The organism is Aeromonas sp. QDB03, from assembly GCF_027707985.1.
Taxonomy (GTDB): Bacteria; Pseudomonadota; Gammaproteobacteria; order Enterobacterales; family Aeromonadaceae; genus Aeromonas; species Aeromonas hydrophila.
Genome location: NZ_JAPCJG010000003.1, coordinates 161061 through 179554, shown reverse-complemented (window position 1 = coordinate 179554; position 18494 = coordinate 161061). Strand labels below are relative to the sequence as shown.

Sequence of the window (18494 nt, the reverse complement as noted above, 5' to 3'; positions counted from 1 at the left end):
TCATGAGCTGGCTGATGATAGGCCTGCTGGCCCTGATCACCTTCTTCAACCGCTTCGCCTTCTTCTCGCGGCTGACCCGCTATCAGCCGGGTGCCGAGATGGGGGCCTTCCTCAGCTTCTCGGCCCAGTCGGTGCTGACCGCCATCTGGTTGCCCATCGTCTTCAGCTACCAGCCGGGCACTGGGCTGAGCTGGGATCCGGACTATCTGGTCGCCACCTTGCTGGTGACGGCGCTGACCCTGCTGCGGCTGCCGACCCTGCTGGTGGTGGTGGTCGGCATGGGGGGCTTCTTCCTGCTGCGCTGGCAGGGGGGCGTGGCACAACTGCTGCCCTGGCTGGGCTAGGCCCGTGATCTTGCATGGCGGATGTCTTTATTGGATATCCGCCATGTTGTGAATGTTACTTCAAAAAACACCTCTCAAGTGTGAGGATTTAGCTCCCATCCGTCGAGGAGCGAGCCATGTCCTTCACCGAAACCTGCCAGCGCATCGTGCGCGATCCCCTGCTGTCACCGGCCCAGAAGAGCCATGCCCTGGCGCTGGCCGCCGAGAATGCGCTGCCCTATCCCGAGCTGCCCGCCGAGGTGAGCGAGGCGATGGCCAAGGGCTTTGTCTGCGACATGTTCGAGGGGCACGCCCCCTACAAGCCGCGCTATGTGCTGCCGGATTACGAGAAGTTTCTGCGCCAGGGCTCGGCCTGGCTGGAGCTGGCACCGCCGCAGGATTTCGACGAAGCGCTCGATGCCCTGCGCATCCTCTACCACCACGTGCCCTCCGTCACCGGCATGCCGGTCTGGCTGGGCCGGCTCGACCACCTGCTGCTGCCCTTCGTCGGCGAGCTGGATGACGAGGCGCTCTATCGCAAGCTGAAGGGATTCTGGATCTACCTGGACCGGGTGCTGCCGGATGCCTTCATGCACGTCAACATAGGCCCGGATGACAACCGGCTCTGCCGCCTGATCCTGCGCATCGACGGCGATCTCAAGCTGGTGGCCCCCAACCTCACCCTGTTCCACGATCCGGCGCAGACCCCGGACAGCCTGCTGCTGCAGGGGGTGAAGAACATCGCGGCCTGCAGCAAGCCCCACATCGCCAACTACCCGCTCCATCGCAACACCTTCGATGAGCGCGGCTTCGGCATCGTCAGCTGCTACAACGCCCTGCCCCAGGCGGGTGGCGCCAACACCCTAGTGCGGGTCTCCCTCAAGCGGGTGGCCGAGCAGGCCCACGGTATCGACGACTTCCTGGGCTGCCTGTTGCCCCACTACTGTCGCCTCGCCTCCCGTCTGATCGAGGCGCGTGCCGCCTTCCTGCACCAGGAGTCCGGCTTCTTCGACAGTTTCCTGGTGCAGGAGGGGCTGCTGGAAGAGGATCGCTTCGTGCCCATGTTCGGCATCTACGGCATGGCCGAGGCGGTCAACCTTCTGATGGATAAGGAGAATCTGCCGGAGCGCTACGGCCGGGACGAAGAGGCGAACCAGCTGGGCTATCGCATCTCGGCCCAGCTCGCCCGCCACGTGAGCGAAACGCCGCAGCGCCACGCCTGGGGCGGCCGCGCCCTGCTCCACTCCCAGGGCGGGCTCAGCGTGGATCGCGGGGTGACCCCCGGGGTGCGCATCCCCTATGGCGAGGAGCCGGATCCCGCCAGCCACGTGCTGGCGCTGGCCCCCCACCACGGCTTCTATCACTCCGGGATCAGCGAGATCCTCACCCTGGATCCCACCATCCGCCAGAATCCGCAGGCGCTGCTGCAGCTGTGCAAGGGGGCGCTCGCTATCGGCATGCGCGAGTTCACCGCCAACGTGGCGGACAGCGACCTGGTGCGGGTGACCGGCTACATGATCCGCAAGAGCGACGTCGCCCGCTTCGCGACCGAGGGCTCGCGGCTGCAGACCACCTGCCTTGGCGCCGAGGCGAGCGAGCTGACCGGGATCCGCCAGCGGGCGCCGCGGGTGGTGGGGCGCGAGGCGACCCTGTGTGACTACTGAGTGCGGCAGGCGGGCAGGGGCGGCGCGCACCGCGACGGTGAGCCGCTGGTTGCCCTTCTCCTGCGTGGACGGCCCCGGCAACCGGCTGGTGCTGTTTCTGCAGGGCTGCAACTTCGCCTGCCCCGGCTGTCATAACCCGCACACCATCGGCCTCTGCGATCACTGCGGTGACTGCGTGCCCGGCTGCCCGAGCGGGGCGCTGACCCTGCACGAGGGGCAAGTGAGCTGGCAGGCGGCGCACTGCACCGACTGCGATGCCTGTCTCGATGCCTGCCCCCGCAGCGCCAGCCCCAAGACCGCCACCATGACGGTGGCCGAGGTGCTGGCCCTGCTGCGCCGCTACGGCCCGCTGCTGACCGGGATTACCGTCTCCGGCGGTGAGGCCACCACCCAGTTGCCGTTCGTGATCGCGCTGTTCACGGCCATCAAGGAGGCGGCGGATCTGGCTCATCTCGACTGCCTGCTCGACAGCAACGGTTCGCTCGCCGAGGCTGGCTGGCAGCGGCTGCTGCCGGTGCTGGACGGCGCCATGATCGATCTCAAGGGGTGGGGCGACTCTGTGCATCACACGCTGACCGGCTATGGCCGCGAGCGGGTGCTGGCCTCGCTCACCCTGCTGGTGCAGGCGGGCAAGCTGGCGGAGGTGCGCCTGCTGCAGGTGCCGGGGCAGAGCGATTATCTCGCCGCCGACGGCACGCTGGAGGACGGGCTCGCCGCCTTCTTGCGCGCCCTCGGGCCCGTGCCCATCCGCCTCAACGGCTTTCGCCATCACGGGGTGCGCGGGGCGGCGCAGGACTGGCCAGAGGCGACGCGAGAGGAGCTGGAGCAACTGGCCGCTGCGCTGGCGGTGGCCGGGCTCGGCCCGGTCAGCCTGCCGCCACTGCTCTGAATAGCCGGATGCTAATCAGCTGATCGCAAAGGGATTTACTACTACAAGGCAAGATTGGACGGCGAACCGAGCGGTTTGGCGTGGCTTTTTTGCTGCCTGAGTCTTGAGATGACGTAACTGTGATTGCTGTCTATTTGAGCTCTGCGAGGTGGCGGCTAGAATGGGTCAATCGCCCACCATCAACAGACGAACATGAGTGAATCCAACGCCTTATATCGAGTGCAGTTCATTTGTCACAACGAGCGTTACGAAGTCTATGTCAGGGAAGTGAGCCAGGGTCAGCTGTTCGGCTTCATCGAGATCGCCAACTTCGTGTGGGACAACCACACGGCGCTCATCGTCGACCCCAGCCACGAGAAGTTGAAGAGTGAATTTGCCGACGTCAATCGCACCATGATCCCCATGCACCACGTGCTGCGGGTCGATCAGGTGCGCAAGCAGGGGGCCGCCCGCATCACCGAACTGGGCAACAACGTCTCTCCCTTCCCCAGCCCCATCTACACCAAGAAACCCTGACACCCGCCATGTCCGGCCGGCGTGTGCCGGGCATGGTCGTCCTCATCCCAGCTCGCGGGCCAGTTGCAGGATGCGCTGGCGAAACCAGCGCCGGGCCGGTTCTTCTCCGGCCGGGCCGTACCACACCAGGCTGTGGGTGACGGCGCCGTAATCGAAGGGAACCGGCCTGCTCACCAGAGCGTGGGGGGCCGCCTGCTCGGCCCAGCCACCGATGGCGGTGAGGATCAGATCGCTCTGGCGCAGCAGGGCTGCCGCACTGCCAAAATCCGGCAGGATGGCGGCGATCTGCCGGCGCACCTGCAACTGGGCCAGGCTCTGTTCGAAGAAGGGGTTGGCCAGCTCCTGATCGCGAATGGCGATATGGCGCCAGCTCAGGTAGGCATCGAGATCCCAGGATCGCGCCAGCGCCGGGTGATCCGCGCGCAGCAGGCAGACCAGCTTGTCCTCGCGCAGGGTCTCCCACACCAGCCCTTGCTGGCGGGGTAGCGGCTGGCTCTGATCGTGGGGCAGGATCACGAAGTCCAGTTTGCCCGCCGCCAGGGCCGCCAACCCCTGCTCATCCTTGTTGCGAATGTCGGGCACCAGGCCCGGCACCTCGCGCATCAGCTGCGCCAGGATGGGCCCCATGGGCCAGACCATGCCGCTCTCGCGCAGGGCGAATTTCAGCTGCCCCTGCCAGCTGGCGGGATCGAACCCGCCCTGGCCGGTGAGGCCGTTCAGCTCGCTCAGCAGCCGGTGCAGGGTGGGGCCGAGCCGCTCGGCGAACGGGGTCAGTAGCAGCTGGTTGCCCTGGCGGTAGAGCAGCTGATCGCCGAGCAGATCCCGCAGCTGGTTGAGGGTCTTGCTGACGGTGGAGGGAGTGGTGCAGAGCCGCTCGGCGGTGCGGGTGACGCTCTGGCTGTCGAGCAGCAGGTGCAGGGTAACCAGATGGCGACCGCCGAGGCGGGAGAGGGCAATGAGATCCATAACGGTTCCACAAGCAAACGGGACAAACAAAAAGCCCCGCCTGAGCGGGGCTTGCGGGGATCAGCCCTTGAGCACGGCTGCCATGGCGTCGGCCACGTAGTCGACGTTGCGGCTGTTGAGGCCCGCCACGCACATGCGACCTGAGCGCACCAGGTAGACGGCGAACTCCTCGCGCAGGCGATCCACCTGCTCCGGGGTGAAGCCGGTGTAGCTGAACATGCCGCGCTGGTTGATGAAGTAGCTGAAATCGCGGCCCGGCACCTTGGCGCTCAGCACCTCGAACAGCTTCTGGCGCATCGCCTTGATGCGGGTGCGCATCTCGGTCACCTCACCGACCCACATGGCGTGCAGTTCGGGCTGGCTCATCACCGCTGCGGTGATCTGGCCGCCGTGGGTGGGGGGGCTGGAGTAGTTGCGGCGCACGGTGGCCTTCATCTGGCCCAGCACCCGGCTCGCCTCTTCGGCATCCTGGCAGATGACCGACAGGCCGCCACAACGCTCGCCGTAGAAGGAGAGGTTCTTGGAGAAGGAGTTGCTGACGAAGAAGCTGACGCCGGCGGCCACCATGGCGCGAATGGCGTAGGCATCCTCTTCCAGCCCGTCACCGAAGCCCTGATAGGCGATGTCCATGAAAGGAATGAGATTCTTCTCGACGACCAGCGCGATCACCTGATCCCACTGGGCACGGGAGAGATCCACTCCGGTCGGGTTGTGGCAGCAGGGGTGCAGCAGCACGATGCTTTTCGCCGGCAGGCTGCTCAGGCAGTCGATCATGGCGTCAAACTGCACGCCGCCGGTGGCCGCATCGTAATAGGGGTAGTCGTGCACCTTGATGCCGGCGCCCTCGAACATCGCCTTGTGGTTGTCCCAGGTGGGATTGCTGACCCACACCTCGGAGGTCGGGAAGTAGCGCTTGAGCAGATCGGCGCCGATCTTCAGCGCGCCCGAGCCGCCGATGGTCTGGATGGTGGCGATGCGACCTGCCTTGACCGCTTCGTGGTCGGCACCGAACAGCAGGTGCTGCACCGCGGTACGGTAGTTGGCGGCGCCTTCCATCGGCTGGTAGGGGCGCGGGGCCGGGTCGGCGGCGCGCTGGGCTTCGGCCTGCTGTACCGAGGCCAGCAGCGGAATGCGGCCCTGCTCGTCGTAATAGAGGCCGATCCCCAGGTTCACCTTCTGCTCGCGGGTGTCTTTGTGGAAGGTCTCGACCAGGGTCAGGATGGGGTCGCCAGCATAGGCATCGACGTGTTCAAACATGGGGGGTCCTTGCGAAATGGAATCCAGGGTATGGCGATCAATGATCGGCGGTCATCATGGCGTAAAGCCGGCGAGGGCTCAAGTCTGAAAGGGGCGGGGGCCGTGGGGCCGACGCCGCCCAGCCGTAAACGGGATGAGGCGGGGCTACGCATGGCCCCATCCACCGGCCCTACTTCAGATAGGATCGCAATACCCGCACCACCTGATCCAGATCCTCCAGCCGCTCGGCCGGGGTCGCCTCTTCGGCGCCCAGATGCTCGCGCATGTGGCCCTCCAGCACCTCCAGCATCAGGCCGTTGACGGCGCCGCGAATGGCCGCGATCTGTTGCAAGATGGCGGCGCAGTCGCTCTCCTGCTCCAGCGCGCTCTCCAGTGCCCCTGCCTGCCCCTTGATGCGGCGCACCCGCGCCAGCAGCTTCTTCTTGCCGTGAATGGTGTGTGACATGCAGGATCCTCTCGATCAATAAAACTATACTGGGGTATAGTATATTGCATTGTCGTCCTCAGGAGAAATCCATGTCATCCCTCGCCTCATCCCACTGCCACCAACCCGTCGTCCACGAAGGGAATCCGCTGGCCGAACAGAAGACCCGCTGGGCCGTGCTGCTAACCGTCATCATGATGGTGGCGGAGATCGGCGGCGGCTGGTTCTACAACTCCATGGCGCTGCTGGCCGACGGCTGGCACATGAGCTCCCATGCGCTGGCGCTCGGCCTGTCGGTGCTGGCCTACCGCGCCGCCCGCCACTTCGCCCGCGACCACAGATTCAGCTTCGGCACCTGGAAGATCGAGGTGCTGGGGGGCTTTACCAGCGCCCTCTTGCTGGTGGGGGTGGCCGGCATGATGCTGTTCGAGTCGGTGTTCCGGCTGCTGGATCCCAGCCCGATCCACTATCAACAGGCCATCGTCATCGCCATCGTCGGCCTGCTGGTGAACCTGGCCTGCGCCTGGCTGCTCAAGGATGACCACGGTCATCACCATGGCCACGGTCACGACCACCATCATGATCATCACGACCACGACCACGACCACTCACACGATCATCACGGTCATCAGGATCTCAACCTGCGCGCCGCCTACATCCACGTGCTGGCGGATGCGGCCACCTCGGTGCTGGCCATTCTGGCGCTGGTGGGGGGCATGCTGTGGGGGGCTGACTGGCTGGATCCACTGATGGGCATAGTGGGGGCCGGGCTGGTGGCGGTGTGGGCCTGGGGCCTGCTGCGCGACTCCGGTCGAGTGCTGCTGGATGCCGAGATGGATGCGCCGCTGGTGGCGGAGATCCGAGAGGTGATCGCCGAGCTGCCGGACGCCGAAGTGCGCGATCTGCACGTCTGGCGGGTGGGCCAGCAGCAGTATGCCTGCGTGCTCTCCTTGCTGATGGCGGTGCCGGTCTCCGCCAGCGAGATCCGCGCCCGGCTCGCCATCCACGAGGAGTTGGTGCACGTCACCATAGAGGTGAGCGCAGCCTGATCCTGGCCGGTTGGCCTCCCGCAACAGCAGGAAGGGGCCAAGGCCCCTTTCTGTTTGTCTGGCTCAGTGCGGCTGGCCCTGCACATCGTCGGGTTTGTGCTGCCAGATGGCGCCGAGCAGCAGCTTGAGCAGCAGCTCGGGTGGGTTGTCCAGCAGCCGGCCCGACTCCAGCAGCAGGTGGCCGTCGGCCCGAAAGCCGAGGCTGGCGTGGATGGTGCCCTCCTCGCCGCACACCTGGATCAACCCGCTCAAACTGCCGCGCTCCCCCGGCTGGCAGCGCAGCCGCAGCTCCCGTGGCTCCCCCAGCAGGGTGAAGGCCCGGGCGAGGGGTGGGGTATCCTCATAATCCGGCCAGTTGAAGAAGTGGTACTGCTCGGCGAGCGTCCCCGCCTGCTGACAAAATTGGTCAAACAGCTGGGCAATCTCTTGATACTCCTGGTCCAGCCGCCTGGCCTGCTCCTCAATCCGCTTCATCTGTCGTGGCTCCCTCTCTCTTGCCGTATCCACTTATCCATTTGATCGGAAATCAATTTTTCCAGACATCATGGCTCTGCCCGCAGGTATGTGCCGAATCGGGCGGCAGGTCTGTGAGCCCGATCCGATTTTCGTTATGAAAACGTTATCTTGTTGAAAGCGGTTAACTTTTTTGCCCCCCTGCTCACATTTGAAACGATTTCTGCTGATTAATATGGCACCGCTCGGCAATGACCGGGTACTCGGATATCGAGACTAACTACAGCGGGAATTATAAAAAAATGGATATGAAAAAGACCAAAGTGGCGCTGGTAACAGCCTCACTGCTCGCGCTTTTGTCCGGCTGCAATGACAACAGCTCCTCCCCCTCCACCCCTGACCCCACGGACGGCCCCGTCGCCCGTCTGCCCAATGTGCAACCCCCTGCCGAGCAACTGGTGGCCGGGCCCGATCAGGCGGTGATCGCTCTGGTGGATACCCAGACCAGTGCGGCCCGCGGGGTCACTGGCCCCTTCGCCAACTACAGCCTGCACCTGTGGAACAACGACGCCTGCAGCGCCACCGCCGAGAGCGGCCTCAACGCAGGCTGGGACGACAAGGTCAACACCCCGGCCGCGGCCGACGGCTTCGGCCCGAGCTGGGTGGTGCCCCTTAGCAAGCTGGAAGGCTGCATCAACTTCATCGCCCGCAACGGCGATCTGGCCAACCTGACCGGCAGCGACATGAAGGTGGTCTTCAGCGATCATCCGGACCGCACCGTGGCCATCGTCGCCGGCAAGAACGAGATCTTCGGCAGCCGCGCCGAGGCCTTCACCGCCGCCTTCGGCGTGGCGGGCGCCAGTGCCCACCTGATCGACGGCAACACCCTGATCTGGCAAGGGGGCAAGGACAAGCCCCATGTGCGCCTCTATTACACCGAGTCCGGCACCATCAAGGCCAACGCGGAAGGGGTGTTCGACTTCCCCTACATCACCCTGACCCCGACCAGCCTGACCGCCGAGCAGCAGGCCAAGTATCCGCATCTGAAGGATGCTGCCGCCTTCGCCCTGCCGGCTGGCAAGGACCTCAAGCCGCTGCTCAAGGGTGAGCTGGTGGCCATCGGCACCGATGCCGACGGCATTCTGCAGGGGGCGACCCTGGTGCAGAGCGCCGGTGCCCTCGATGCCCTCTACAGCGAAGCGGCCACCAAGCTGACTTATGGCGCCGTGGTCGAGGGGGGCAATGTCACCTTCCGGCTGTGGGCGCCGACCGCCAAGTCGGTCAAGCTGGCGCTGTTCGACGGCCAGCACAAGCCACTCGGCGAGCGCACCATGACCCTGGACGAGGCCAGCGGCAGCTGGAGCGTGCAGGGTGGCAGCGAGCTGGTGGGCAAGTTCTACCGCTACGACATCCAGGTCTATCACCCGGTCAGCCGCAAGCTGGAATCCTATCAGGTGACCGACCCCTACTCCCTGAGCCTGGCGATGAACTCCGAGTTCAGCCAGGTGGTGGATCTCAACGATCCGGCCCTCAAGCCGGAAGGGTGGGACAGCCTCAAGGCGCCCCACAGCCAGCAGAACCCGGCCGACATCACCATCTATGAGGCCCATGTCCGCGATCTGACCGGCAACGACGACTCCACCCCGGCCGAGCACCGCGGCAAGTTCCTCGGCCTGACCGATACCGACACGGCGCCGGTCAAGCACCTGCAGGCGCTGGCCAAGAGCGGCGTCAGCCACCTGCACCTGCTGCCGGTGTTCGACATCGCCACCGTCAACGAGGATCCGGCCAAGGTCGCCAACATCAGCGACGACTTCGGCAAGCTGTGCCAGGTCAACCCCGAGGTGCAGAACTCCAAGTTCGCCGGCTACTGCAGCAGCGGGCAGACCATCGAGGCCGTGCTCGGCGACCTGCAAGGGAGCGACAGCAAGGAGAACCCGCAGGTGCAGGAGCTCTACGGTTATCTGCGCGGTGTCGACTCCTTCAACTGGGGTTATGACCCCTACCACTACACCACCCCGGAAGGCTCCTACGCCACCAACGCCGAGGGCAGCCAGCGCATCCTGGAGTTCCGCGAGATGGTCAAGGCCATCAAGCAGAACATCGGCATGAACGTGGTGATGGACGTGGTCTACAACCACACCAACGAGGCGGGCCTGGGGCCCAAGTCGGTGCTCGACAAGATAGTGCCCTGGTACTATCAGCGCCTCAATCCGGAGACCGGCTCGGTGGAGAACTCCACCTGCTGCTCCAACACGGCGCCGGAACACGCCATGTTCGCCAAGCTGATGGATGACTCCCTGGTCACCTGGGCGCGCGACTACAAGATCGACGCCTTCCGCTTCGACCTGATGGGCCACCACCCGAAAGATCAGATGGTGCAGGCGCTGGCCGCGGTGAAGAAGGTCAACCCGGAGATGTACTTCTACGGCGAGGGCTGGAACTTCGGCGAGGTGCAGGATGACAAGCGCTTCGTGCAGGCGACCCAGAAACACCTGGCCGGCACCGGCATCGGCTCTTTCTCCGACCGGCTGCGGGATGCGGTGCGCGGCGGCAGTCCGTTCGACGGCGGCGACACCATTCGCAAGACCCAGGGCTTTGGCAACGGCGCTCTGGTGGATGCCAACGAGATGGACGGCGTCGATCGCGCCACTGCCCTGCATCAGGCCGATCTGGTGCGCCTCGGCATGGCCGGCAACCTCAAGGACTTCATCCTGACCGACAAGGACGGCATGCCGAAGAAGGGCTCCGACATCGACTACAACGGTCAACCGGCGGGCTACGCCCAGTGTATAGGACCTATTGAATTGATCACTGGGGATGGTTAGGGAATAAGTGGGATCTTGAGGGAATAGATGGGATCGGGAAACCAGAAGGAAAGCGGCCTGTAGAGCGATCGAAACTCTGCAGGCCGTTTTCGTTGGAGCGGATCCACGAAATGATCATCGGATCCAAAAGCGGCGAAAAATCGCTAGTGAATTGATCACAGCTGATTTGATGAGGCCGGGTTTAAACAGGCTTTAAACCGACATCACGTTTCGTTGATGATGCGCACAACGCGGCCGATTACCTTGCATGCTTCATCAGCATCGACAGGCAGCGTGATTGGCTCATAGCGCGGGTTCTCGCAGTTCAGGCTCCATCCGCCCGGGATCTTTTGCACATTGCGAATGAGCGCAGCGCCGTCGACTTCTACGACCATGAGGGAACCATCAGCCAGGCGGTTGTCGCGGCTATTGATGATGACGGTATCGCGGTGCTTGATCCGCTGCGCCATGCTGTCGCCGTTCTGCACAAAGAACGCCAAATCGTTTGGCTCAAACCCACGCCATTTCAGCCACTTGGAAGAGACCGGGAAGGTGCCACCCATCTCATTCAAGAAAAGCTCTGGCTCTTCAATGAAAAAACGAAGTTCAACAGCGTCATCCTGTTTTATTGTTTTGTAACTTATTGATTCTTCTGCAACTCTACTTTCTCTATCAAAGATTTTCGCAAAGCCTCCAGCGACTGCTCCCACTGCTCCCACTGCTGCTGCGGCACCAATAAATGGAAAACCACCCGCAGCCGCCATCGGCCCGCCAGCCACTGTGGTAATGGGGGCACTTAACGCTGCACCAGCACCAGGAGCCCACGTCGCCACTCCACCCTGGCTCGGCGGCGATACCTGATCCCTCACCGCCTTGGGTAGCACAGAGACGTGATACTCGAACGCCTTGGTGCCAGAACGCTTGCGCCGGGTCCCCTCCTTCCCTTTCGCCCACTCGTCCAGGATGTCCCTGGTACGGCGGTCTGTCGTAGGCATTCCTTCCAGCCCTGCCACCTCTTTTGCAGTTACCCACAATTTCCGATTCCCACCCTGGGAATCGGAAATCACTTCCGATTCATGTTCACTCATTTCCGAATCCCGTAACAAATTGTTTCTATTGGCTTTGTATGCGTGTCGAGGAGTGATTCCGAAAAGTCGAATCGGAAATAACGGAAAAATAAATTTCCGATTCGCTTGATCTCACGTCCGTTTCGTCTTTATAGTCTGGTTAATAAGACGAGTAACCAGACGGAGTTACAAAGATGAGTTACCAAGTTAGCGAAATAGTCTCGCAGAAAAAGACACCGGAGGGGAGCGGAAATGTTGACTGGCATCGTGCTGATGTCGTCGCCGCTCTCAAGAAAAAGGGGATGACCATCTCCGCGCTGAGCCGTGCCAACGGACTGGCGGCCAGCACACTGGCAAACGCCTTCCGCTTGCCGTGGCCGAAAGGGGAAAAAATCATCTCTGGTGCTCTTGGTCTTGAACCAAAAGACATCTGGCCTAGCCGTTATCAAAACCTGCAACAGGCCAGTTGAGGAGCATCGCGATGGAGTGGTTCACCTCATCTGAGTTGGCAGGCACAGCAGGCATGCCAACAACAGACCGCCAAATCAGAAACATCATGAAGGATCTGGCTTCATCCGATCCTGAGAAAGCCCGCCAGCGCGAAGGGAGCAAGGCCACCGAATACCACATCAGCATCTTGCCGCCGGTTGTCCAAGCTGCCCTGCTGCGCAAGTCAGGCAAGGTCAAAGTCGGCGGCATGACGCTGGATCTGCCAAAGCCCCAGGCGTCGCGCTACTGCAAAGAGCAGCTCTGGGCCAACTGGGGCAAGGCCAACGATAAGGCCCACGCCAAGGCCAAAGACCGCCTGAAAGCGGTGCAAGCCGTGCATGCCCTGGTGGCCAGCGGCAGCACCCTGATGGAGGCCTACCAGCATATCTCTGCCGAGTTCGCCATCGCCCTGCCGACCCTGCGCCGCTACTGCGCCGCCGTGAAGGGATTCGATGATTGCGACTGGCTGGCCGTGCTGGTGCCCAAGCAGCAGCAAGCCGCCACCGAAAGCCGCGCCGCCCGTCTGGCCCCCGTCAGCGATCAAGCCTGGGAGTTCTTCAAGGGCGACTACCTGCGCCGCGAGCAGCCGACCGCTGCCGCCTGTTACGAACGGTTGAAACTGGCCGCCCGCGATCAGGCCTGGGCCGTGCCCAGCCTGACCAGCCTGATGCGCCGCCTGGATCTGGAAGTGCCCAACCCCCAGCAGGTGATGCTGCGCCAAGGCGAGCACGCGCTGATGCAGCTCTACCCGCCGCAGGAGCGCACCATCGAAGGGCTGGACGCCATGGAGTGGATCAACGGCGACGGCTACCTGCACAACGTCTTCGTGAAGTGGTTCAACGGCGACGTGATCCGCCCCAAGACCTGGTTCTGGCAAGACATCTACAGCCGCAAGATCGTGGGATGGCGCACCGACATCAGCGAGAACACCGACAGCATCCGCCTATCCCTGATGGACGTCTGCAGCCGATACGGCATCCCGCGCGAGATCACCATCGATAACACCCGCGCCGCCGCCAACAAATGGATGACCGGGGGCGTGCCGAACCGCTACCGCTTCAAGGTCAAGCCAGACGACCCGCTCGGCCTGATCCCACAGCTTGGCATCAAGCTGCACTGGTCCAGCGTGCTGCTGGGCAAGGGCCACGGTCAGGCCAAGCCGATCGAGCGCGCCTTTGGCAACGGCGGTCTGGAAGAGTTCATCGATAAAACAAGGGCTATGGAAGGCTGCTACACCGGCCCCAACCCCATGGCCAAGCCGGACAATTATGGTGAACGGGCGATGGACGCAGCCGAGTTCCTGCGTCTCGTGGCCGAAGGGGTTGCCCAGTACAACGCCAAGCTGGGCCGCGAGACAGAAGCCTGCCGGGGCGTCATGAGCTTTGACCAGGCCTTTGCCCAGAGCTATGCCCAGGCCACCGTGCGCAAGGCCAGCCGCGAGCAACTGATGATGATGATGCTGCAGGCTGAGGCCACCCGCGTCAGCCAGCACGGCACCATCCGGCTCGAAGCCGGCGGCGCTATCGCCAGCCGCAGCAACCGCTACTACCACCCCGACCTTGCTCAGTACGTCGGGCAGAAAGTGGTGGCCAAGTTCGACCCCCAGCGCCTGCACGAGGCGGTGATCGTTACCACCCTGCATGGCCAGACCATCTGCGAAGCGGAGTGCCTGGACAAAGTCGCCTTTGGCGACACCCAGCAGGCCCGCGAGCACAAGCTCCGCCGAACCCAGTTCGTCAAGGCCAACAAGGCCGCCGCGCTGGCCAAGAAGGGGATGTCGGCCCTCGAAGCCGCCGCCCTGCTGCCCAGCATCAGCGACGAGCCGGCCCCCGAAACCAAGGTGGTGGAGATGGTGCGCCCGGTCGCGCTCGGCAATGCCGCCCTGGCGGTGCAGTCCGCACCGCTGGCCGCCAGCCAACCCCAGACCGAACCCGCCCCAGTCGTCGACTACGAGGCTCGCTATATCGCAGCCAACGAGCTGGCCCTGGCCACGTTGAAGAAAAGCCGGATTTAACCGGCGTTTACCCAAGAAAAAAGCGGCCTGTGGGGCCGCCTGAAAGGAGATTTACATGTCAAACGTAGTCACTTTAGACCAGAACAGCAACACCGGCAGCGACGTGCTCGCCCGCGTCAAAGCCCTGCTGGAACAGAGCACCGTCACCCAGGCGCAGATCGCCAAAGAGATCGGCGTCTCCGGCTCGACCGTCAACCAGCTGCTCAACGGCAACTACAAGGCGGACCCGACCGCGATGGTGCAGAAGCTGGCCAACTGGCTGACCGCCCGTGACCAGCGGGCCGATGCCCCCCGCGATCCCGGCTTTGTGATGACCGAAACCGCCAAGCAGATCATGGCCGATATGGGCTATGCGCTGACCACCCAGAGCATCGTCATCATTCACGGCATCTCTGGCGTGGGCAAGACCACCGCCCTGCGCGAGTTCCAGCGCAACAACAACAACGTCTGGGTGATCACCACCAGTCCGAGCCGCGCCACCATGACCGAATGCCTCTACGAGCTGGCCATGGAGCTGGGCATGGACAACGCCCCGCGCCTGCGTGGCCCGCTGGCCCGCGCCCTGCGCCGTCGACTGCGCAACACCAAGGGCTTGATCGTGGTGGACGAAGCGGACCACGTAGACCGCCCCACCCTGGAAGAGCTGCGCATCCTGGCCGAGGAGGTCGAGGTGGGCCTGGTGCTGGTCGGCAACAGCCGGGTTTACACCCAGCTCACCGGCGGCCCGCGCTCGGAAGACTTCGCCCGCCTGTTCTCCCGCATCGCGATGAAACGCGCCCTGACCAAGGCCAAGAAGGCCGATGTGCTCGCCTTTGCCAGCGCCTGGAACATCACCGGTGCGGCCGAGCTGGATCTGCTGCTGCGCATCAGCGAACGACCGGGGGCCCTGCGTCTGGTCAGCAAGAACCTGAAGCTGGCGGTGATGTACTCGGGCGGTGAACCGCTGACCGAGCAGATCCTGCTGCACACCTTCAACAAGCTGGAGGGGGAGTGATGGAAAAGGAATATCCAGAGTGGGTTCACCACGTTGGGATGGGATATCAGGATGGCCGTAGAAATAAAGCATGGTGCGGATCCAATGATCGTCCCTTCTTCATTGACCCAGGTCACGCAGCATTGAATGGCCTTCATCAGGGGCGGTTGGTCGCATGCCCTGAGTGCGTAAACGCCATATGGGAAGCCCTTAAAAATGGGCACGACGATATCTCCCATGAGTCAGATGCCGGAATTGAAAACGAGGATGGGAATTGATGAACGCAAAACCCCAACCGACGACCTTCTACGGCGTGACAACTGACCAAAAATGGACCCACGTCAACCTGCTGAGCGGCATCAAGGGCCGCGAGGTGAGCCGCTGTGATGGCGAGGTGGTGATCCAGAGCGAGAAAGGCTGGGCCATGCCCTACGACGAAGACCAGCTGCACCTGTTCTGGGCGCCGCTGGCCCGTGATTCACAAGGAGAGAACGCATGAACATTCGCACCAACAGCATCGGCGTCATCGCCCAGCGCGTCATCGCCACCCTGCGCAAGAACGGCTGCCAGGTGCTGGCCGTCAAGGCCACTCAGGTCCGCCCCATGATCGAGATCGCTTACCCCACCGACGAGCTGAAACGGGACGCGCTCGAACTGAAAGAGCAGGTCAACGGGCTGCGCCGCCGCGCCTACGCCGCCCGCCTCGGCGGCTGCATCGTCCACTGGCACGAAGACCTGCCGCAAGACGATTTCGAACTGACCGGCAACATGACCGCGGTCGAGTACCTGCACCACCGTGCCGCCGGTTTCCCGGCTTAACAGGAGAACACAGCAATGACCAACCAACCCGACAACCTGCGCAAGAACGCCCTGGGCCACTTCGTACCGGAGTCCCTGATCGCCCCGCTCGACCTGCTGCGCGATGACCTGGTGACCCGCCTGTGCAACGAGGCGCACGAAGAGAAGCTGCGCCTGTTGGCCCGCAAGGCCTGCATCGCCCAGGAGATCGAAGCCTTCATGGATCTGTCGGCCGCCGAGTACGGCGTGCAGTACGGCGGCACCAAGGGAAACGTCACCCTCACCAGCTTTGATGGCCGCTTCCAGGTGGTGCGGGCCATCGGCGAGCACCGCAAGTTCGACGAGCGCCTGCAGACCGCCAAAACCCTGATCGACGCCTGCATCGGCCGCTGGAGCGAGGGCAGCAGCAGCGAGATCCGCGCCCTGGTGGACCACGCCTTCCGCGTCAACAAGGGCGGCCATGTGGACGTCAACCAGGTGCTCAGTCTGCGCAAGCTCGATATCCAGGATGTGGAGTGGAAAGAGGCGATGAAAGCCATCGCCGACGCCATCACCGTGGTCGGCAAGGCCGAGTACATCCGGTTCTACGAGAAGACCGGCACCGGGGCCTACAAGGCCATCGTCATCGACTGGTCGAAGCTGTGAGGCCCGCCATGAAGAACCTGACCCCCGAAGTGATCAAGCAGTTGGCGCTGGCCCAACTGCTGGCAGACCAGAGTGAAGACCAGGGCACCGAGTTTGAAGATGGTACCTACGAGCAAGGGGTGCGGGATGCCCTGGGCTGGATGTGCGGGCTGCTCGACAACCCGCCCTACAACCCCGACGAGTGGCCCGTCACCGAACAAGAGCTGGCCATCATGACCGAAGGCCTCGGGCTTGTCGGGATAGACGATGGAGTTTGAAACCCGCTATGGCCCGCTGTACGTCACCCGCCACGCCATCGAGCGCTGGGTGCAACGTACCGGCCGCAGCGAACTGGAAATGCTGGGCGCCCTGTCACGGGCATGGCGCCCAAGCAAACGCCAGCTGCGGCGGATCCGGCAGCGCGAGGCGGGATGGAGCCCGCGCCGGATCCTCGAATGTGACGATGCCTATTTCATCTTGAAGAACGGCTCCATCGTCACCGTGTACGACAAGCAACAAACCCGATTTGAACAGGAGTTACACCATGGCTAATGCAGTGTTGAAGGGCGACGAGATCGCCCGCAATCCCAACGGTTATCTGGCGCTGGCCCACCGCGCCGCCGAGTTCGAACGCAAAGGGCGCTATATCGCGGCCCAGGAGCTGTGGGTGATGGCCAAGAAGGCGGCCAAGAACATCACCAACCAGCACTGGGCCCAGTCCCGCGTCGACCTGTGCATGACCTGCATCCACCGTTTCGGCAAGCGGGAGGCGTGATGAGCGACAAACGCATTCTGGCCAAGATCAAAAAATTGATGGCCATGGTGGAGCGGGGCAACCCGCACGAATCTGCCAACGCGATGAAGAAGGTGCAGGCGCTGATGGCTGAGCATCAGCTCTCCAGTGAAGACGTCGCCCTGAGTGGCATCGACGCCAACAAGGTGAAGGCCGCCAACAACAGCGAACGCCAGCCGAAATGGAGCCTGTTGCTGGTCAGTCTGGTGCGCCAAGCATTCGGGGTCGAAGCGATTATGTGCCATGAACAGGTTGGCTGGGGACGCAACACCGCCGAGGTGATGTTCATTGGCCCAGCGGAGCGGGTGGAGATCGCCGGCTACGTCTACACCGTGCTGGCTCGCCAGCTCAAGGCAGCCAGGGCCGAGTACATCAGCAGCCTGAGCAAGCGCATGAAGACCAGCACCAAGACGGCCCGCGCCGATCTGTTCTGCGAGGGCTGGTGCAACGGGGTGTATCACAAGATCTCCGCCCTGGTGCCGAGCGAACAGGAGAGCCAACTGGTTGCCCAGTACATCGATAAGCATCACCCGAACCTGAGCGCCGGTGAGTCCCGCGCCGCCAAGGCAACCAAGCGTGATCAGTCCGCCTCGCTCCATGGCTGGATTGCCGCGAAGCAGGTGGAGCTGAATGCTGGTGTCGGTGGCCAGGAACAAGCCAAGTTGGGGGCAGCATGAACGGTGAAGCCGCCTTCTGGGTGCTGGTCAATGTGATGGCCCTGTTCTATGGGGCCTTTGTCGCCGGTCTGTTCACCGGCCTGTTCCTGGTCAACTGAGGTACCTGATATGTCGAATGTGAAATACCTGCTCAATACCAGCGTGGACGATGGCAAAAGCACCCTGGAGTGCCAACTGCGCAGCAACCCGCAGCAGGCGCTGGCTGATGCACAACTGGCCATCGACTTCATCAACCAGTATGGCTAAGCCGCGAAGCACCGCTCCCGGCTGGCCATGCTGACCACCATCGTCAACAAGGCGCGTAAGAGCCTGACCAAACAGGGGGCCTGAAATGGCAGACCAGAAGAACTACATCATCAGCACCATCAAGGATATCGCGGTCAAGATCCCGGCTGAAAAGCTCGATGCATTCTTCATCGATCTGCGGGCAGCCATTGGCCAACAGCAGGCAGTGATGAATACCGCGGCTGCTTTGCTTGGTGAAGAAGGCCGCCAGCAGATGATCGATGCATTGCGTGAAGCGATGGTCTGGGTTGATGACGGTAAAGCCGAAGTCACTTCAACCATCACCCTGAACAAGACGCCGATCGCCAGCGTCACCGTCGGTTACTCGGCGCCAGGACAATAAGCGAAACGGGGGGCTTCCCCCGTCTGCCCAGCGTGGTGGCTGGGCACTGATGAGCAGCCGACCGGGCCCGGTCATAACCCACT

General features: G+C 63.1%; 23 protein-coding genes, 1 other RNA gene and 1 pseudogene. 20 read left to right on the top strand and 5 right to left on the bottom strand.

The genetic code is table 11. The features are described from left to right. Window positions 1-2: 2 nt before the first annotated feature. The 4 genes from PG900_RS10090 (at window position 3) to PG900_RS10075 (ending at window position 3392) form a co-directional block, all read left to right on the top strand. On the top strand, window positions 3-344 hold the full coding sequence (locus PG900_RS10090; RefSeq protein ID WP_010635181.1) for an AzlD domain-containing protein: 342 nt from the start codon (window positions 3-5) through the stop codon (window positions 342-344). Window positions 345-460: 116 nt separating this feature from the next. Continuing rightward, entirely contained in the window at window positions 461-1987 is a 1527-nt protein-coding gene (locus PG900_RS10085; RefSeq protein ID WP_270831400.1) for a YjjI family glycine radical enzyme, read from the top strand. 37 nt (window positions 1988-2024) lie between these two features. Continuing rightward, window positions 2025-2876 carry a YjjW family glycine radical enzyme activase gene (locus PG900_RS10080; RefSeq protein ID WP_270831479.1) on the top strand — a complete coding sequence of 284 codons (852 nt, stop codon included), beginning with the start codon at window positions 2025-2027 and terminating at the stop codon, window positions 2874-2876. Window positions 2877-3068: 192 nt separating this feature from the next. Further along, complete coding sequence (locus PG900_RS10075) at window positions 3069-3392, top strand: DUF1820 family protein (protein ID WP_011704589.1); 324 nt, start codon at window positions 3069-3071, stop codon at window positions 3390-3392. 42 nt (window positions 3393-3434) lie between these two features. On the opposite strand, the gene PG900_RS10070 is transcribed toward PG900_RS10075, so the two are convergent. From PG900_RS10070 to PG900_RS10060, 3 genes are all read right to left on the bottom strand, one after another. After that, complete coding sequence (locus PG900_RS10070; protein ID WP_017408990.1) at window positions 3435-4358, bottom strand: LysR family transcriptional regulator; 924 nt, start codon at window positions 4356-4358, stop codon at window positions 3435-3437. A 60-nt stretch (window positions 4359-4418) separates the two neighbouring features. Next, window positions 4419-5615: an amino acid aminotransferase gene (locus PG900_RS10065; RefSeq protein ID WP_270831399.1), complete on the bottom strand. Its 1197-nt coding sequence runs from the start codon at window positions 5613-5615 to the stop codon at window positions 4419-4421. Between the two features lie 169 nt (window positions 5616-5784). Further along, complete coding sequence (locus PG900_RS10060; protein ID WP_005308614.1) at window positions 5785-6060, bottom strand: metal/formaldehyde-sensitive transcriptional repressor; 276 nt, start codon at window positions 6058-6060, stop codon at window positions 5785-5787. A gap of 71 nt (window positions 6061-6131) precedes the next feature. Between PG900_RS10060 and dmeF the strand changes: the two genes are divergently transcribed. Next, a complete protein-coding gene (gene dmeF / locus PG900_RS10055; protein WP_270831398.1) occupies window positions 6132-7088 on the top strand; it encodes a CDF family Co(II)/Ni(II) efflux transporter DmeF in 957 nt (318 codons plus the stop codon). A 63-nt stretch (window positions 7089-7151) separates the two neighbouring features. Here the strand turns inward: dmeF and PG900_RS10050 are convergent, their stop codons facing one another. Beyond that, window positions 7152-7562 carry a hypothetical protein gene (locus PG900_RS10050; RefSeq protein ID WP_103828475.1) on the bottom strand — a complete coding sequence of 137 codons (411 nt, stop codon included), beginning with the start codon at window positions 7560-7562 and terminating at the stop codon, window positions 7152-7154. Between the two features lie 281 nt (window positions 7563-7843). Between PG900_RS10050 and pulA the strand changes: the two are divergent. Further along, window positions 7844-10330: pseudogene (gene pulA / locus PG900_RS10045) on the top strand (pullulanase-type alpha-1,6-glucosidase); the annotation flags it as partial. Between the two features lie 242 nt (window positions 10331-10572). On the opposite strand, the gene PG900_RS10040 reads toward pulA, so the two are convergent. Next, window positions 10573-11436, bottom strand: coding sequence for a helix-turn-helix domain-containing protein (locus tag PG900_RS10040; protein ID WP_270831397.1), 864 nt, complete (start codon window positions 11434-11436; stop codon window positions 10573-10575). A 173-nt stretch (window positions 11437-11609) separates the two neighbouring features. Between PG900_RS10040 and PG900_RS10035 the strand changes: the two genes are divergently transcribed. The 14 genes from PG900_RS10035 to PG900_RS09970 all read left to right on the top strand — a co-directional run bounded on the left by PG900_RS10035 (window position 11610) and on the right by PG900_RS09970 (window position 18474). Beyond that, entirely contained in the window at window positions 11610-11885 is a 276-nt protein-coding gene (locus PG900_RS10035) for a helix-turn-helix domain-containing protein (protein ID WP_187593171.1), read from the top strand. Window positions 11886-11896: 11 nt separating this feature from the next. Further along, window positions 11897-13918 (top strand): transposase domain-containing protein, encoded by a 2022-nt coding sequence (locus tag PG900_RS10030; protein ID WP_270831396.1) that lies wholly within the window; start codon window positions 11897-11899, stop codon window positions 13916-13918. Window positions 13919-13973: 55 nt separating this feature from the next. Then, window positions 13974-14912: an AAA family ATPase gene (locus PG900_RS10025; protein WP_270831395.1), complete on the top strand. Its 939-nt coding sequence runs from the start codon at window positions 13974-13976 to the stop codon at window positions 14910-14912. Then, window positions 14912-15169, top strand: a complete 258-nt coding sequence (locus PG900_RS10020; RefSeq protein WP_270831394.1) for a hypothetical protein — start codon at window positions 14912-14914, stop codon at window positions 15167-15169. The genes PG900_RS10025 and PG900_RS10020 overlap by 1 nt, the downstream gene beginning before the upstream one ends. Beyond that, complete coding sequence (locus PG900_RS10015) at window positions 15169-15390, top strand: hypothetical protein (protein ID WP_270831393.1); 222 nt, start codon at window positions 15169-15171, stop codon at window positions 15388-15390. Before PG900_RS10020 ends, PG900_RS10015 begins: the two co-directional genes overlap by 1 nt. Beyond that, the gene (locus PG900_RS10010; RefSeq protein WP_270831392.1) at window positions 15387-15710 is read left to right on the top strand and encodes a hypothetical protein; all 324 of its coding nucleotides are present in this window, start codon (window positions 15387-15389) and stop codon (window positions 15708-15710) included. Before PG900_RS10015 ends, PG900_RS10010 begins: the two co-directional genes overlap by 4 nt. 15 nt (window positions 15711-15725) lie before the next feature. Then, window positions 15726-16334, top strand: coding sequence for a DUF3164 family protein (locus PG900_RS10005; protein ID WP_270831391.1), 609 nt, complete (start codon window positions 15726-15728; stop codon window positions 16332-16334). Between the two features lie 8 nt (window positions 16335-16342). Continuing rightward, entirely contained in the window at window positions 16343-16591 is a 249-nt protein-coding gene (locus PG900_RS10000; RefSeq protein WP_270831390.1) for a hypothetical protein, read from the top strand. Beyond that, window positions 16581-16865 (top strand): hypothetical protein, encoded by a 285-nt coding sequence (locus tag PG900_RS09995; protein WP_017410073.1) that lies wholly within the window; start codon window positions 16581-16583, stop codon window positions 16863-16865. The genes PG900_RS10000 and PG900_RS09995 overlap by 11 nt, the downstream gene beginning before the upstream one ends. Further along, window positions 16858-17088: an ANR family transcriptional regulator gene (locus tag PG900_RS09990; RefSeq protein WP_270831389.1), complete on the top strand. Its 231-nt coding sequence runs from the start codon at window positions 16858-16860 to the stop codon at window positions 17086-17088. The genes PG900_RS09995 and PG900_RS09990 overlap by 8 nt, the downstream gene beginning before the upstream one ends. Then, window positions 17088-17783, top strand: coding sequence for a DUF2786 domain-containing protein (locus PG900_RS09985; RefSeq protein WP_270831388.1), 696 nt, complete (start codon window positions 17088-17090; stop codon window positions 17781-17783). Before PG900_RS09990 ends, PG900_RS09985 begins: the two co-directional genes overlap by 1 nt. A 108-nt stretch (window positions 17784-17891) precedes the next feature. Beyond that, on the top strand, window positions 17892-18029 hold the full coding sequence (locus PG900_RS09980; RefSeq protein WP_270831387.1) for a hypothetical protein: 138 nt from the start codon (window positions 17892-17894) through the stop codon (window positions 18027-18029). Between the two features lie 85 nt (window positions 18030-18114). Then, entirely contained in the window at window positions 18115-18411 is a 297-nt protein-coding gene (locus PG900_RS09975) for a hypothetical protein (RefSeq protein WP_270831386.1), read from the top strand. Beyond that, window positions 18410-18474: hammerhead ribozyme type II (locus PG900_RS09970), an RNA gene on the top strand. Before PG900_RS09975 ends, PG900_RS09970 begins: the two co-directional genes overlap by 2 nt. The last annotated feature ends 20 nt before the right edge of the window (window positions 18475-18494 follow it).

Excerpts from the sequence above, each read along its gene's own strand:
- PG900_RS10065 (WP_270831399.1), bottom strand. The coding sequence starts at position 5,615 with ATGTTTGAACACGTCGATGCCTATGCTGGCGACCCCATCCTGACCCTG.
- PG900_RS10005 (WP_270831391.1), top strand. The coding sequence starts at position 15,726 with ATGACCAACCAACCCGACAACCTGCGCAAGAACGCCCTGGGCCACTTC.
- PG900_RS10025 (WP_270831395.1), top strand. The coding sequence starts at position 13,974 with ATGTCAAACGTAGTCACTTTAGACCAGAACAGCAACACCGGCAGCGAC.
- PG900_RS10035 (WP_187593171.1), top strand. The coding sequence starts at position 11,610 with ATGAGTTACCAAGTTAGCGAAATAGTCTCGCAGAAAAAGACACCGGAG.
- PG900_RS10040 (WP_270831397.1), bottom strand. The coding sequence starts at position 11,436 with ATGAGTGAACATGAATCGGAAGTGATTTCCGATTCCCAGGGTGGGAAT.
- PG900_RS10075 (WP_011704589.1), top strand. The coding sequence starts at position 3,069 with ATGAGTGAATCCAACGCCTTATATCGAGTGCAGTTCATTTGTCACAAC.
- PG900_RS10020 (WP_270831394.1), top strand. The coding sequence starts at position 14,912 with ATGGAAAAGGAATATCCAGAGTGGGTTCACCACGTTGGGATGGGATAT.
- PG900_RS10015 (WP_270831393.1), top strand. The coding sequence starts at position 15,169 with ATGAACGCAAAACCCCAACCGACGACCTTCTACGGCGTGACAACTGAC.
- PG900_RS10010 (WP_270831392.1), top strand. The coding sequence starts at position 15,387 with ATGAACATTCGCACCAACAGCATCGGCGTCATCGCCCAGCGCGTCATC.
- PG900_RS09980 (WP_270831387.1), top strand. The coding sequence starts at position 17,892 with ATGTCGAATGTGAAATACCTGCTCAATACCAGCGTGGACGATGGCAAA.
- dmeF (WP_270831398.1), top strand. The coding sequence starts at position 6,132 with ATGTCATCCCTCGCCTCATCCCACTGCCACCAACCCGTCGTCCACGAA.
- PG900_RS09975 (WP_270831386.1), top strand. The coding sequence starts at position 18,115 with ATGGCAGACCAGAAGAACTACATCATCAGCACCATCAAGGATATCGCG.
- PG900_RS10090 (WP_010635181.1), top strand. The coding sequence starts at position 3 with ATGAGCTGGCTGATGATAGGCCTGCTGGCCCTGATCACCTTCTTCAAC.
- PG900_RS10085 (WP_270831400.1), top strand. The coding sequence starts at position 461 with ATGTCCTTCACCGAAACCTGCCAGCGCATCGTGCGCGATCCCCTGCTG.
- PG900_RS10030 (WP_270831396.1), top strand. The coding sequence starts at position 11,897 with ATGGAGTGGTTCACCTCATCTGAGTTGGCAGGCACAGCAGGCATGCCA.
- PG900_RS10070 (WP_017408990.1), bottom strand. The coding sequence starts at position 4,358 with ATGGATCTCATTGCCCTCTCCCGCCTCGGCGGTCGCCATCTGGTTACC.
- PG900_RS10000 (WP_270831390.1), top strand. The coding sequence starts at position 16,343 with ATGAAGAACCTGACCCCCGAAGTGATCAAGCAGTTGGCGCTGGCCCAA.
- PG900_RS09995 (WP_017410073.1), top strand. The coding sequence starts at position 16,581 with ATGGAGTTTGAAACCCGCTATGGCCCGCTGTACGTCACCCGCCACGCC.
- PG900_RS10050 (WP_103828475.1), bottom strand. The coding sequence starts at position 7,562 with ATGAAGCGGATTGAGGAGCAGGCCAGGCGGCTGGACCAGGAGTATCAA.
- PG900_RS10060 (WP_005308614.1), bottom strand. The coding sequence starts at position 6,060 with ATGTCACACACCATTCACGGCAAGAAGAAGCTGCTGGCGCGGGTGCGC.
- PG900_RS09990 (WP_270831389.1), top strand. The coding sequence starts at position 16,858 with ATGGCTAATGCAGTGTTGAAGGGCGACGAGATCGCCCGCAATCCCAAC.
- PG900_RS09985 (WP_270831388.1), top strand. The coding sequence starts at position 17,088 with ATGAGCGACAAACGCATTCTGGCCAAGATCAAAAAATTGATGGCCATG.